Here is a 12709-nt window from a genome sequence, read left to right on the forward strand (position 1 = left end):
TGACCAACCGGACGGCAACGGCCACTGGCCGTTCGCTCGGTGGTACGCCGACCCGCCCTCGAGGTCACCGGGATGTCCGCGCACGAGTGGTTCGCGCACGGGCAGTTGGCAGGTCTTCGGACTCACGGGCACGTCTCGTCGTCGTACGAGGAGACATCTACTGGCCGTCGCTTCCCAGGGCCGTTTCATGGACCCAGTGCGTATGACGGCGGTCGTTCCCGTTCACCGCTGCGGGGCAGTCCCGGAATTTCACCGGGTTCCCTCTTGCGACGCATCCCGCCTGGCTGACGGGGCGAACCAGCTGCGTCGGCCAGCTTAACCCGCGGGAGGCAGTTGCTGCTCGAACCACACAACCTTGCCCGTACTCACCCGAGTTGCTCCCCAGCGCTCTGCCAGCTGGTCGACCAGGAACAGCCCGCGCCCGCCCTCGTCGCTGAGCCGGGCGTGCCGCATCCTCGGCACCGCGGGTGAGTCGTCGCCGACCTCGCAGCGCAGCACGTCCGTGCAGAGCAGCCGCAGGGTGATCGGGCGGGAGGCGAAGCGCACGGCGTTGGCCACCACCTCGCTGACCATCAGCTCGGTGGACTCCAGCAGGTCGTCGAGGTCCCAGCCGTGCAGGGTCCTGCGGGTCAGCCGGCGGGCCTGGCGCGCGGTCTGCGGGCGCGGAGCCATGTACCAGTAGGCGACGGTCTCCGGCAGGATGCCCTCGAACCGGGCCGCGAGCAGCGCGATGTCGTCGTCCCGGCCACCGGCGCCCAGGGTGCCGAGCGCCTGGTCGCACAGGTCTTCCAGGGTCGGCGGCGCGGATTTCGGGCCGGTCGCGCGCAGCCGGCCGCACAGCCGCTCCACGCCGGTCATGACGTCCGAGTCGCGGGACTCGACCAGGCCGTCGGTGTACAGCAGCAGCGTCGCCCCGGTCGGCGCGTGTGTCTCGACGGACTCGAATCCGCCGCTGCCGACACCGATCGGCGCTCCGGGCGGGACGTTCAGCACCTCCACGGTGCCGTCGGGACGCAGCAGCACCGGCGGCAGGTGGCCGGCGCTGGACACGATCAGCCGGTGCAGTACGGGGTCGTACAACGCGTACAGACAAGTCGCCGTGTGCTCGCTGCCCAAGCGCCCCGCCTGCTCGTCGAGGTGGTGCAGCACCTCGTCCGGCGGCAGATCGAGCCCGGCCAGGGTCTGCACGCTGGTCCGCAGCTGGCCCATGATCGCGGCCGAGGTCATGGAGTGGCCCATCACATCGCCGATCACCAGGGCCACGCGGTTGCCGGGCAGTGGGATCGCGTCGTACCAGTCCCCGCCGACCTGCGCGGTCCGCGAGGCCGGCAGATAGCGGCTGGCCAGCCGGACCCCGGGCGGCTCCGGCAGCGACGGCGGGAGCATCGTGCGCTGCAACGTGTCCGCGACGGATGCCTCACGCTCGTACAGCATCGCCTTGTCCAGCCCGAGGGCGGTGTGGGTGGCGAGCTGGGAGGCCACCAGCAGGTCGTCGCCGGTGAAGTCGGGCCGGTCGCGTCCGCGGATCAGGACGACGCTGCCCAGGGCGTGGTTGCGGCCGTGCAGCGGGGCGATGATCAGCCGTCGCCCGGGGGGTGTCGACCAGGGTATGTGCACCCTCCCGAGCAACTCGGCCGCCGCCGAGGCGACGCCCGGGTCGTTGCCGAACACCGGCCGTCCGTCCTGCAGCAGCTTGGCGAGCAGTCCGGTGGCGGCCGGGTGTACGACCTCGGCCGCCTGGAGGGGGTGCGCGCTCGGCGCGGGTGACTCGGCGCCCTGGCCGGCGGGGACCCGAAGGGAAGCATGGTCCACGGTGTGCAGCCGCAGGATCTTGGGGGCCGCGCCGATCTCGTCGCCGACCGGCAGGGGAGCGTACAGGTGGACGAACGCCGTGTCGGCGAACGCCGGGACGGCCGCGCGGCACAGCTCGTACAGCGTCTCGTCGAGGTTCATGCCGCGGGCGATCTGCCGGGTCGCGGCGTCGAGATAGCGGAGCCTGTCGGTCTGCGGCGGGGTGACGTCCGGTCCGTCGCCCGGTGCGCGTCCGGCGGGAGCGTCCGCGGCCGGCGGGCGCACGGTCACGCCGCGGTTCTCGGAGCCGGACGGCTGCGGCCGACGCATGACAGCGGCGAGGTCCTGCGCACCGGGCGCAGGGTCCCCGGTGTCGTCACCGGTTCCGAGCTGCTTCGTCATGCGTGTCCTTCCGGGCGTGCGGCCCGCGCCCCAGCGAGCGGATCAGGAGCCGTCGGGCGTGCGCCGGCAGTGCAGGAAGATCTGTACCTCGGGCTGGATGTCGGCGACCGCCGGAGCGTAGGTGTACGAGGACTCGTCGCCGATCTCGAAGCCCGCCGTCTCGACGACCTCGCGCAGCTCGTCCCTCAGGTAGCCGGAGACGCGGATGCTCCTTCCGATGAAGGGGATCGAGAAGTCGTCCACGTCGGCCTCCACCATCGACAGGGCGAGCAGGCCGCCCGGACGCAGCAGATGACGGACGGTGCGCAGGGCGAGGGGGATCTCCGCGCGCGGGAGCATGAGCAGGGAGAAGAACGCGGCCACGCCGTCGAAGCGGCCGAGGTCCAGGGGGCCGCCGGGCCGCAGGTCCGCGATGTCCGCCTGATGGAACTGGCCGGTGGGCACATGGCCGCGGGCCAGCGTGAGCATCCCGTCCGACAGGTCCACCCCGACCACTTCGAAGCCCGCCTTGGCCAGCTGGCGCGCGGTCGGGAGCCCGGTGCCGCATCCCAGGTCCAGCACCCGGGCCCCGGCCGGCAGGGAGCCGATGAGCCATGCGGCCGCCGCGACCTGCCCTTCCTTGTGCGGGAAGGCCTCGTCGTAGCGGTTGCCGATGGCGTCGAACGCCTCGGCCTGACCTGTGCGGTCCCGCCGTAGCGTTTCGTAGTCGAGCCTGTCGCCAGGGTTGCTCACCGGGTCTCCTCGGGTGCCTTATGCGTCAGTTTTTCACATTCACTTGGTTATGTGCATGCTTCGTTGTGATCCAGATCACCGGCTGTGAATGCAGCGTGGAGGGACTGTCAGTGCCTTCTCCCTTGTGTAGGCGAGCCGGCGAGAACTGGGGACAGCGCGGATGGAACAAGATCGGGCCGGTGAGTTCGACGAGTTCGTGGCCGCCCGCTGGTCGGGGCTGTTCCATCTGGCGCGTCTGCTCACCGGAGGCGATCGGCACCGGGCCGAGGACCTGTTGCAGGAGTCCCTGGTCAAGCTGTGGTTCGTCTGGCCGAAGATCGCCGACGAGGCCCCGGAGGCCTACGTGCGCAAGGTGCTGTCGCGAGCGGCGGCTCGCTCGGCCCGGCGGCGCTGGTGGGGCGAGCGCCCCGTGGAGCAGTTGCCCGAGGTGGCGGTGACGGGCGATGTGTCCGCGACCGTGGCGGAGCGTTCCCGGCTGGAGGCCGCGCTGGCCCAACTGCCGGCCCGGCAGCGGGCCGCGGTGGTGCTGCGCTACTACCAGGACCTGCCCGAGGCGCACGTCGCCCAGGTGCTGGGCTGCCCGGTCGGCACGGCCCGGTCGCACGCCTCGCGTGGGGTGGCGCGGCTGCGCCGGATTCTGGCCGATGTCATCGAGCCGGTGGGGTGAGGGAGAAGTCATGGATCACTTCGAGCGGCAGTTGGCGCAGCTGATGCGCGACACCCAGGAGCACACCCCCTACGAGCCGAAGCATCAGGACCGTCTGCGGGCGGGCGTACGAGCACGCCGCCGGGCCCGCGCGGCACAGGCGGCCGTCGGCTCCGTACTGGCGGTCGCCGGACTCGGCGTCGGGCTGTTCCTGCTGCCCAACGGCCAGGTCAGGGACGAGCCCAGCGCTCCCCACCCGCGGCCCGCCGCCAGTCCGTCGTCCCCGGCGAGCACGAGCTCGCCGCCGGACCCGTCGCCGAGCGCGACCCCGTCCCCGACCGGCTCGGTGGACCCGCATGGGCCCACCACCGCACCCCCCACGTCGACGGGGAGCGCGACCTCGGACGCCGGGGATCCGTCCGTGGGCGCCACTGGGCATGGCGCCACGAGCGCGACCAGTCCGCCACCCACATCGACGGTGGGCGTGCCGGAGACAGGGGAGCCGTCGGCCCCCGAGTCGTCCGTCATCGGTTCGGCCGACTAGAACCCCACTCGACCGCCCCAGCGATCACCCCGCGCCGCGTGTGCCTTCCGCACACCCTGCGCCGGAGCGCAGACAAGGACGAACCATGACAAACGCAGGGACCGTCGCCTTCATGGGAAGGGACCGGCTGCCTCGCCCGGCACCGCTCCCCGCGCATCACCCGGAGCCCGTCCTGGACGTGGTCGTGCCCGTGTTCAACGAGGAGGCCGATCTGGAGCGGAGCGTACGGCGGCTCCACGCGCACCTGCGGGAGACGTTCCCCTACCCGTTCCGGATCACCGTCGCCGACAACGCCAGCACCGACGCCACTCCACGGATCGCCGCCCGGCTGGCCGGCGAGTTGCCGGAGGCGGACTGGATACGGCTGGAGGAGAAGGGGCGCGGCCGTGCGCTGCGGGTGGCCTGGTCACGGTCGCGGGCGCCGGTGCTCGCGTATGTGGACGTGGACCTGTCCACCGGACTGGCCGCGCTGCTCCCGCTGGTGGCCCCGCTGATCTCCGGCCACTCCGACATCGCCATCGGCACCCGGCTGGCCCACGGTTCCCGGGTCGTGCGCGGCCCCAAGCGGGAGATCATCTCCCGCTGCTACAACGTGCTGCTGCGCTCCACGCTCGCCGTGGGCTTCTCGGACGCGCAGTGCGGCTTCAAGGCGGTGCGGCGCGAGGTCGCGGAGCGGCTGCTGCCCCTGGTCGAGGACTCCGCGTGGTTCTTCGACACCGAGCTGCTGGTGGTCGCCGAACGGGCGGGGCTGCGGATCCACGAGGTGCCGGTGGACTGGGTGGACGACCCCGACAGCCGGGTGGACATCCTCGCCACCGCGCTGGCCGACCTGCGGGGCATCGCCCGGATCGGCCGCGCACTGGCCCGCGGCACCCTGCCGTCGGCGGAACCGTCCGGGGGAGCCGAGGCCCCGTCGCCCGGACTGCTCACGCAACTGGTGCGCTTCGCGGCCGTAGGAGCGGTGAGCACCCTGTGCTATCTGATCCTGTACGCGGCGCTGCGTCCGCCGCTGGGACCCCAGGCCGCCAACGCACTGGCGCTGCTGGCCTGCGCCGTCGCCAACACGGCCGCGAACCGGCGGCTCACCTTCGGGCTGCGCGGCCGGGGCGGCGCCCTGCGTCACCAGGCCCGCGGCCTCGTCACCTTCTCCGTCGGCCTGGCCCTCACCAGCGGTTCGCTCGCGGCCCTGCACCACATCGCGCCCACCGCCGACCACCGCATCGAACTCGCCGTACTGGTGGCCGCCAACCTCGCCGCGACCCTGCTGCGCTTCCTGCTCTTCCGGGCCTGGGTCTTCGGCACCCGTGCCAACCGCGCCACCCGTTCCCCTCGTTCCCTGGGGCGGACCGCCCGATGAACACGACGCTCACGGTCAGCCCCGACCACACCGCACCCCCGCACCGCGCCGTGCCCGACCCACGGCAGCGGCTGCACCGCATCGCCGTGCGCTACGGACCGCCGCTGGCGATGTACGGCGCACTGAAGCTCATCGGCTTCTCCGTCTTCATGTACCTGCTGGACTCCGCAGGTGACTTCCGGAAGAAGAACCCCCGCTTCGGCGGCGGCGCCCACCCCTGGGACGTCCTGGGCACCTGGGACGGCTGGTGGTACCAGCAGATCGCCGCGCACGGCTACCACCCCGAACTCCGCCCGATCCCCGGCGCCACCGGTCTGATCACCCTCGAAGGGAACTCGGCGGCGTTCTTCCCGCTCTACCCGGCCCTGATGCGGCTCGTCTCCGAGGTCACCGGCCTGGGCGCCTTCGGCGCCGGACTGCTCGTCTCGGTCGTCGCCTCCTTCGCCGCCGCCCTGGGGATCTACGCCGTCACCGCGCACCTCGGCGGCCCACGCGCCGGGCTGACCGCGGCCGGGCTGTGGGCCGTCTGGCCCGGCTCCGGCGTGGAGTGGGCGGTCTACTCCGACTCCCTCTACGTCGCCCTGGCCGCCTGGTCCTGCTACGCGGTCATGCGCCGGAACTGGCTCACCGCCGGTCTCCTCACCTGCGCGGCCGGCCTCAACCGACCCACCGCCGTCGCCCTGATCGCCGCCCTCGCCGTCGCCGCACTCCTCGCCATCCACCGGCACCGGCGCCACGAAGGCATCCTGCGCCCGCTGGTGGCGGTGGCCGTCGCCCCGCTCGGACTCCTCGGCTACCTGCTGTGGGTCGGCCATCGCATGGGCGACTACGGCGGCTACTTCAAGCTCCAGTCGGGCGCCTGGGCCCACGAGTTCGACTACGGCAAGTACACCCTCGACGTCCTCACCTCCGTCCCGGTGGGCCACAACGACTACCTCTTCGCGTGGCCCTTCGCGGACATCGTCGGCGTCTGCGTGGTGCTGCTGGCGGCCGTGCTCGTCCCGTTGCTGATCCGGCTGCGCCCCCCTGCCGTCCTGGTCGTCTACCCGGCCGTCACCCTCGCCCTGGTCCTGGGCAGCCAGCAGATCTTCGGCAACGTCTCCCGCTATCTGCTCCCGGCGTTCCCGCTGTTCATCCCGCTCGCCCTGGCGCTGCGCCGGCTCAGCCTGCGCCTCCAGCTCACGGTGTTCTCCATCGCCGCGGTGGCCTCCGGCTCGTACGCGGGCTACGTCCTCTTCGAACTCGGCGTCCCGTAACCCGGCGGCCCCAGGAATGGATGCACGATGACCGCGACCCTGCCCGAGCGGAACGTCGCAAGTCCCGTAAGGAAAAGACCTCGTGCCGCCCCGCCCCGGCGGCGGCTGCTCGACCGGCTGACCCCCGCGGACCGCCGGGTGCTGCGGCTCTACGCACTCACCCGCCTGGGACTGTGGCTCGTCACCTACTGCACCGCGTGGCTGTTCCCCGCCGACGGGAACGCCAAGTCACCGGCCCCGTGGCTGTCCCACTGGGAGCGGTGGGACTGGGCCCACTACCAACACATAGGCGAGTACGGGTACTTCGGCTCCTTCCCGGGGATGGACCCCGCCTCCGACAACCGGGTGGCCTTCTTCCCCGGCTTCCCGTTCGCCCTCCGCGCCGTACACACCGTCCTCGCCGACTGGACCGTGGCCGGGCTGTTGATCTCCCTGGTCAGCGGCGCCGTCGCGGTGGTGGCGCTGGGCAGGATCGCCGGGCTCGGCCACCCGGACGGTGCCAGGGCGGGCCAACGGGCCGTCACCTTCCTGCTGTTGTCGCCCATGGCGGTGTTCCTGGCCGCCGGATACACCGAAGCGCTCTTCCTCGCGTTCGCGCTGCCGGCCTGGCTCGCGGCGAAGAACCGCAACTGGCCCCTCGCCGGCCTGCTCGGTGCCGCGGCCACCACCACCCGGGTCAGCGGCCTGTTCCTGGCCGCCGCGATAGCCGTCGAGTTCCTGCTGGCCCGGGACGACCGCCGCGGCAAGCACCGGCTGCGCGCGCTGCCCTGGTGCGCGGTGCCCGTCCTGCCCGCCGCGGCCTACACGGTCTACCTGCACGCGCGGACGGGTGACTGGATGGCCTGGAAGCACGCCCAGGAACGCGGCTGGTACCGGGACTTCCACACCCCCGCCGAAGCGTTCCGGCACACCTGGGACAACGCCTTCGACCACCTTCTGACCACCGGCTACGCCTGGGAGTTCCAGCTGGAGCTGGTCGCGATGGCGACCGGGCTCGTGCTGCTGTCCCTGCTGCTGTACCGCCGCCGCTGGCCGGAGGCCGTCTTCATCGCGCTCAACCTCTGGGCCCTCGGAACGTCGTACTGGTACCTGTCCGTTCCCCGCGCCACGCTGCTCTGGTGGCCCCTGTGGACCGGCCTGGCGCACTGGAGCCTGCGGCGCGGCTGGGTGAAGGAGGCGTACGTCGCCGTGGTGGCGCCGCTGATGGTGGTCCTCGCGGTGACGTTCACGTCGGGCCGCTGGGCAGGCTGAACCCGGCCTCCCCGTGAGCGGGCGCACTCGCGGGGCTCAGCGCCAGTCCGGTGCCCCGGGGGCACGCGGCAGATGGGCCTCGATCTTCGCCCGGATCTCCCGCATCACGGCGACGATACGGGCCTCGTGGTCCGGGGTGAGCCGGGCCACCGGGACCGAGCAGCTGATGGCGTCGGTCGCCGGGGCGTCGTACCGCAGGGCGAAGCCGAAGCCCGCGATGCCGGGCACCGTCTCCTGGCGGTCGACGGAGTAGCCGCGCTCGCGTACCCCGGCGAGGTCTGCCAGCAGTGCGGCGCGGGTCGTGTGCGTGTTCTCCGTGAGGGCGGTCAACGGGTCGTCGGGGAGCGGGAGTTCGCCGTCGGGGCGTTCGGCGAGCAGGGCCTTGCCGAGGGCGCCGGCGTGGGCCGGGACGCGGCGGCCGACCCGGCTGATGGTGCGCAGATACTCGTGGGACTCGCGGGTGGCGAGATAGACGACGTCGCCGCCGTCGAGCCGCGCCAGGTGGATCGTCTCGCCGAGCGCGTCCGACGCCTCGTCCAAGTACGGGCGGACCGCGCGGATGCGCCGGTCGCCGTCGAGATAGCTGGTCCCGGTGAGGAGTGCGCGGATTCCGATGCCGTACAGCGAGCCGGTGGCGTCGGTGCGGACCCAGCCACAGTCGACGAGGGTCCGCAACAGCTGGTACATGCTGCTGCGCGGTACGCCCAGATCCTCGGCGAGCTGATCCAGCCGCGAGGGCTCCTCGCCCCGGGCGGCGAGCAGTTCCAGCAGCGCCACGGTCCGGGACGCCGACTTCACGCCGCGGACACCTCTCCCGTCCGACATGGGGACATCGTAAATCTGCGGCAGTCCGCACCCGGCCACCCATTGACCCAGCCCGTTCACCCACCTAGCCTCCATCTTCATACGTGGACGCCATCTGCATATAGGGATGAGATTCGTGGCAGAGATCAGTGCGGAAGCCGAACGGGTCGTCCAGCGGCTCCGGGACGGAATGGCGGGCGGGGTGCTGTCCTTCCCGCTCACGAGCTTCCACGACGACGGCCGACTCGACCTCGACGCCTACCGGGCGTACCTGGCCGGCCGGCTGGCCACCGCACCGGGGGCGGTGTTCCCGGCCTGCGGGACCGGTGAGTTCTTCTCGCTGGACGAGGACGAGTACCGCGCGGTCGTCGAGGCCACGGTCGAGGTCGCCGACGGCCGGCTTCCGGTGGTCGCGGGCACCGGCTACGGCTGGGCGCAGGCGCTGCGGTTCGCCCGTATCGCCGAGGAGGCGGGCGCCGACGCCCTGCTGGTCCTGCCCCACTACCTGGTCGGGGCGCCGCAGGACGGTCTGGTGGCACAGCTGCGCCGGATCGCCGCCGGCACCCGGCTGCCGCTCATCGCCTACCAGCGGGGTCAAGTGGCGTTCGGAGTGGACGCGTTGAGGCGGATCGCACAGATCCCAGGCGTCATCGGCCTCAAGGACGGCCACAGCGACCTCGACCGCCTCCAGCGCCTCACCCTCGCCGCCCCCGACGGCTTCCTCTTCTTCAACGGCGCCGCCACCGCCGAGGTCCAGGCCCGCGCCTACGCCACCGTCGGCGTCCCCGCCTATTCCTCCGCCGTCCACGCCTTCGCGCCCGAGATCGCGAACGCCTTCTTCGCCGCCCTGCAGAGTGGCGACGACGCCTCCGTGACCAGGCTCCTGCGCGAGTTCTACGTCCCCCTGGTCGAGCTGCGCGACCGGGTGCCCGGCTACGCCGTCTCCCTGGTCAAGGCCGCCGCCCGGCTGCGTGGCCTCCCGGTCGGCCCGGTGCGCGCCCCGCTCACCGACCCCGGCGCGGACGATCTCGCCGACCTGGAGAAAGTGCTGGACCACGGCCTGAGCCTGGTCGACGCCGTACGGCGACCCGCCTGACGCATCCGCCGCCCGCCCACGTCACCACCACCCGCCGCTCCGCCCCGGCGGAGCCTTCGACTGCCCAGTGAACAGTTCAAAGGGGAACTGCCTTGCCTCTCCTCGTAGTCGGGATCAGCGTTGTGATCCTGCTCCTCCTCATGACCAGGCTGAGGCTCAACGGCTTCGCCGCGCTGCTGCTCGTGGCGGTCGGCGTCGCGCTGGTCCAGGGCATACCGGTGGCGACCATCCCGGACGTCCTCTCCGAGGGCATCGGGGACCAGATCGGCGACACCATGCTCACCATCGGGCTCGGCGCCATGGTCGGCCGGGTGATGGGGGACTCCGGGGCCGCGCAGCGCATCGCCCGCAAGCTCCTCGACGCGTTCGGGCCGCGCTGGGTCCAGGTGGCCATGGTGGTCACGTCCATGCTGATCGGCGTGACCATGTTCTACGAGGTCGCGTTCATCATCATCGTGCCCATCGCCTTCACCCTGGTCAGGGTGACCGGAGCGAGGCTGCTGTGGGTCGGGCTGCCGATGTCCATCGCACTGTCCACGATGCACAGCTTCCTTCCGCCGCACCCCGGCCCCACCGCCGTCGCCGCGACCTTCCACGCATCCGTCGGACTGACCCTGTTCTACGGCCTGTTCATCGCCGTCCCGGCCGGTGTGCTCATCGCGCTGGCGTGGCCGCGCCTGCCGTTCGTCAGGGCGATGAACCCCTCCATCCCCAAGGGGCTGGTCAGCGACCGGGAGTTCACCGACGAGGAGATGCCGGGGCTGGGCTGGTCGCTGTTCGTGGCGCTCTTCCCCGTGGTGCTGATCGTGGCCGCCGCGATCACCGACATGGCCACCTCCGGCGAGAGCCCGCTGCTGAACACCGTCGCCTTCGTCGGCTCGGCGCCGATCGCACTGCTGCTGACCCTGTGCCTGGCGATCTGGGCGTTCGGACCGCGGATCGGCCGCAGCCTGGCCGAGGTCGGTGCCTCCTGCGGCTCGGCGGCCCAGGCGATGGCGATGATCCTCCTGGTGATCGGCGCCGGCGGGGCCTTCAAGAACGTCCTCGTCGAAGGCGGGATCTCCGACTACATCAAGGACGTCACGGACGGCTGGGCCATCTCGGCGATCGTCCTCGCCTGGCTCGTCGCCGTCATCCTCCGCGTGGCCCTCGGCTCGGCGACGGTCGCCGTCGTCACCGCCTCCGGCGTGGTCCTGCCGCTGCTCGCGGACAGTGGGGTCCACCCCGAGATGATGGTGCTCGCGGTCGCCTGCGGCTCGATCGCCTGCTCCCACGTCAACGACCCCGGATTCTGGCTGTTCAAGGAGTACTTCAACCTCTCCGTCATCGAGGCGATCAAGGTGCGTACCTCCTATACGACGGTGCTCGCCGTCCTCGGCCTGGGCGGCGTTCTGCTCGGCGAGTGGGTCCTCGACGTCCTCAGCCTCTGAAGCCCCTGCCCACGGCCCCTCCACCCCCGTACCCAAGGATCTTGATGAGCATGAGCCAGCCGACCGTCACCGCGTTCTCCGTCTATCCCGTCGCCGGCCGGGACTGCATGGAGCTGAACCTCTCCGGCGCCCACGGCCCCTACTTCACCCGCAACGTCGTCGTCCTCACCGACTCCGAGGGCCGCACGGGGCTGGGGGAGGTGCCCGGCGGGGAGAAGATCACGCAGACGCTGCGGGACGCCGAGTCACTGGTCGTGGGGGCGCAGGTGGGCGACTACAAGCGTGTCCTGCGGGAGATCGGCGACCGTTTCGCCGACCGCGACGCCGGCGGTCGCGGCGCCCAGACCTTCGACCTGCGCACCACCGTCCACGCGGTCACCGCCGTCGAGTCGGCGCTGCTCGACCTCCTCGGCCAGCACCTCGACGTCCCCGTCGCCGCCCTCCTCGGCGACGGCCAACAGCGCGATTCCGTACGGGTGTTGGGCTACCTCTTCTACGTCGGCGACCCCGACCGAACGGACCTGGAGTACGTCCGTGAACCGGACGCGTCGGTCGACTGGTACCGGATCCGCCACGAGGAGGCCCTGACGCCGCAGGCGATCGTCCGCCAGGCGGAGGCGGCCTACGACCTGTACGGCTTCCTGGACTTCAAGCTCAAGGGCGGTGTCCTGGAGGGCGCGGAGGAGGTCAGCGCCGTACGGGCGTTGAAGGACCGATTCCCCGATGCGCGCATCACCCTCGACCCGAACGGCGCGTGGTCCCTGCGTGAGGCCGTCGAACTGTGCGGTCCCCTCGTCGGCACGCTCGCCTACGCCGAGGACCCCTGCGGAGCCGAGGACGGCTACTCCGGGCGGGAGATCCTCGCCGAGTTCCGCCGCGCCACCGGCCTGCCCACCGCCACCAACATGATCGCCACCGACTGGCGTCAGCTCACTCACGCCCTCGCCCTCCAGTCGGTCTCCATCCCCCTGGCCGACCCGCACTTCTGGACCATGCAGGGCTCGGTCCGCGTGGCCCAGCTGTGCAACGCGATGGGCCTGACCTGGGGTTGCCACTCCAACAACCACTTCGACATCTCCCTGGCCATGGTCACCCACTGCGGCGCCGCGGCCCCCGGCGAGTACAACGCCCTCGACACGCACTGGATCTGGCAGGAAGGCCTGGAACGGCTCACCACCGCCCCGCCTCGCATCATCGACGGCGAGATCGCGATCCCGGACGCCCCCGGACTGGGCATCCACCTCGACATGGACCGCCTGCTCGCCGCCCACGACCTCTACCGGACGAAGGCCCTGGGCGCGCGCGACGACGCCCTCGCCATGCAATACCTCATCCCTGGCTGGGAGTTCAGCAGCAGGCGTCCGTGCCTGGTGCGGTAGCCGATCCTGTCGCAGAAGCGG

At 71.7% G+C, this 12709-nt stretch carries 11 protein-coding genes and 1 riboswitch; of the genes, 8 read left to right on the forward strand and 3 right to left on the reverse strand.

Features of this window, described 5'->3' with window-relative positions; all coding sequences use genetic code 11:
• Positions 1-90 precede the first annotated feature (90 nt).
• Positions 91-317, reverse strand: a riboswitch (cobalamin riboswitch).
• On the reverse strand, positions 316-2193 hold the full coding sequence (locus ACTWQO_RS13835; RefSeq protein WP_443237582.1) for a SpoIIE family protein phosphatase: 1878 nt from the start codon (positions 2191-2193) through the stop codon (positions 316-318). (Overlaps the previous riboswitch by 2 nt.)
• A gap of 42 nt (positions 2194-2235) precedes the next feature.
• On the reverse strand, positions 2236-2925 hold the full coding sequence (locus tag ACTWQO_RS13840) for a class I SAM-dependent DNA methyltransferase (RefSeq protein WP_443237583.1): 690 nt from the start codon (positions 2923-2925) through the stop codon (positions 2236-2238).
• A gap of 160 nt (positions 2926-3085) precedes the next feature.
• Between ACTWQO_RS13840 and ACTWQO_RS13845 the strand changes: the two genes are divergently transcribed.
• The 5 genes from ACTWQO_RS13845 (at position 3086) to ACTWQO_RS13865 (ending at position 7979) form a co-directional block, all read left to right on the forward strand.
• Entirely contained in the window at positions 3086-3592 is a 507-nt protein-coding gene (locus ACTWQO_RS13845) for a SigE family RNA polymerase sigma factor (protein ID WP_443237584.1), read from the forward strand.
• Between the two features lie 10 nt (positions 3593-3602).
• Positions 3603-4115 carry a hypothetical protein gene (locus ACTWQO_RS13850; RefSeq protein WP_443237585.1) on the forward strand — a complete coding sequence of 171 codons (513 nt, stop codon included), beginning with the start codon at positions 3603-3605 and terminating at the stop codon, positions 4113-4115.
• Between the two features lie 85 nt (positions 4116-4200).
• Complete coding sequence (locus tag ACTWQO_RS13855; protein WP_443237586.1) at positions 4201-5472, forward strand: glycosyltransferase; 1272 nt, start codon at positions 4201-4203, stop codon at positions 5470-5472.
• Positions 5469-6728 carry a hypothetical protein gene (locus ACTWQO_RS13860; protein ID WP_443237587.1) on the forward strand — a complete coding sequence of 420 codons (1260 nt, stop codon included), beginning with the start codon at positions 5469-5471 and terminating at the stop codon, positions 6726-6728. Before ACTWQO_RS13855 ends, ACTWQO_RS13860 begins: the two co-directional genes overlap by 4 nt.
• Before the next feature lie 27 nt (positions 6729-6755).
• Entirely contained in the window at positions 6756-7979 is a 1224-nt protein-coding gene (locus ACTWQO_RS13865) for a mannosyltransferase family protein (protein WP_443237588.1), read from the forward strand.
• 36 nt (positions 7980-8015) lie between these two features.
• Here the strand turns inward: ACTWQO_RS13865 and ACTWQO_RS13870 are convergent, their stop codons facing one another.
• The gene (locus tag ACTWQO_RS13870) at positions 8016-8804 is read right to left on the reverse strand and encodes an IclR family transcriptional regulator (RefSeq protein WP_443237589.1); all 789 of its coding nucleotides are present in this window, start codon (positions 8802-8804) and stop codon (positions 8016-8018) included.
• A gap of 115 nt (positions 8805-8919) precedes the next feature.
• Here ACTWQO_RS13870 and ACTWQO_RS13875 point away from each other — a divergent pair, with 115 nt between their 5' ends.
• The 3 genes from ACTWQO_RS13875 (at position 8920) to ACTWQO_RS13885 (ending at position 12688) form a co-directional block, all read left to right on the forward strand.
• A complete protein-coding gene (locus ACTWQO_RS13875; protein ID WP_443237590.1) occupies positions 8920-9879 on the forward strand; it encodes a 5-dehydro-4-deoxyglucarate dehydratase in 960 nt (319 codons plus the stop codon).
• Between the two features lie 92 nt (positions 9880-9971).
• The gene (locus tag ACTWQO_RS13880; RefSeq protein WP_443237591.1) at positions 9972-11309 is read left to right on the forward strand and encodes a gluconate:H+ symporter; all 1338 of its coding nucleotides are present in this window, start codon (positions 9972-9974) and stop codon (positions 11307-11309) included.
• A gap of 50 nt (positions 11310-11359) precedes the next feature.
• On the forward strand, positions 11360-12688 hold the full coding sequence (locus ACTWQO_RS13885) for an enolase C-terminal domain-like protein (RefSeq protein WP_443237592.1): 1329 nt from the start codon (positions 11360-11362) through the stop codon (positions 12686-12688).
• Positions 12689-12709 lie beyond the last annotated feature (21 nt).

This window comes from Streptomyces sp. 4N124 (assembly GCF_052245395.1).
GTDB lineage: Bacteria > Actinomycetota > Actinomycetes > Streptomycetales > Streptomycetaceae > Streptomyces.

What these genes read in the sequence shown, in the direction of transcription:
- ACTWQO_RS13835 (WP_443237582.1), bottom strand. Translation starts at nt 2,193, where the DNA reads ATGACGAAGCAGCTCGGAACCGGTGACGACACCGGGGACCCTGCGCCC.
- ACTWQO_RS13845 (WP_443237584.1), top strand. Translation starts at nt 3,086, where the DNA reads ATGGAACAAGATCGGGCCGGTGAGTTCGACGAGTTCGTGGCCGCCCGC.
- ACTWQO_RS13850 (WP_443237585.1), top strand. Translation starts at nt 3,603, where the DNA reads ATGGATCACTTCGAGCGGCAGTTGGCGCAGCTGATGCGCGACACCCAG.
- ACTWQO_RS13855 (WP_443237586.1), top strand. Translation starts at nt 4,201, where the DNA reads ATGACAAACGCAGGGACCGTCGCCTTCATGGGAAGGGACCGGCTGCCT.
- ACTWQO_RS13860 (WP_443237587.1), top strand. Translation starts at nt 5,469, where the DNA reads ATGAACACGACGCTCACGGTCAGCCCCGACCACACCGCACCCCCGCAC.
- ACTWQO_RS13865 (WP_443237588.1), top strand. Translation starts at nt 6,756, where the DNA reads ATGACCGCGACCCTGCCCGAGCGGAACGTCGCAAGTCCCGTAAGGAAA.
- ACTWQO_RS13870 (WP_443237589.1), bottom strand. Translation starts at nt 8,804, where the DNA reads ATGTCGGACGGGAGAGGTGTCCGCGGCGTGAAGTCGGCGTCCCGGACC.
- ACTWQO_RS13885 (WP_443237592.1), top strand. Translation starts at nt 11,360, where the DNA reads ATGAGCCAGCCGACCGTCACCGCGTTCTCCGTCTATCCCGTCGCCGGC.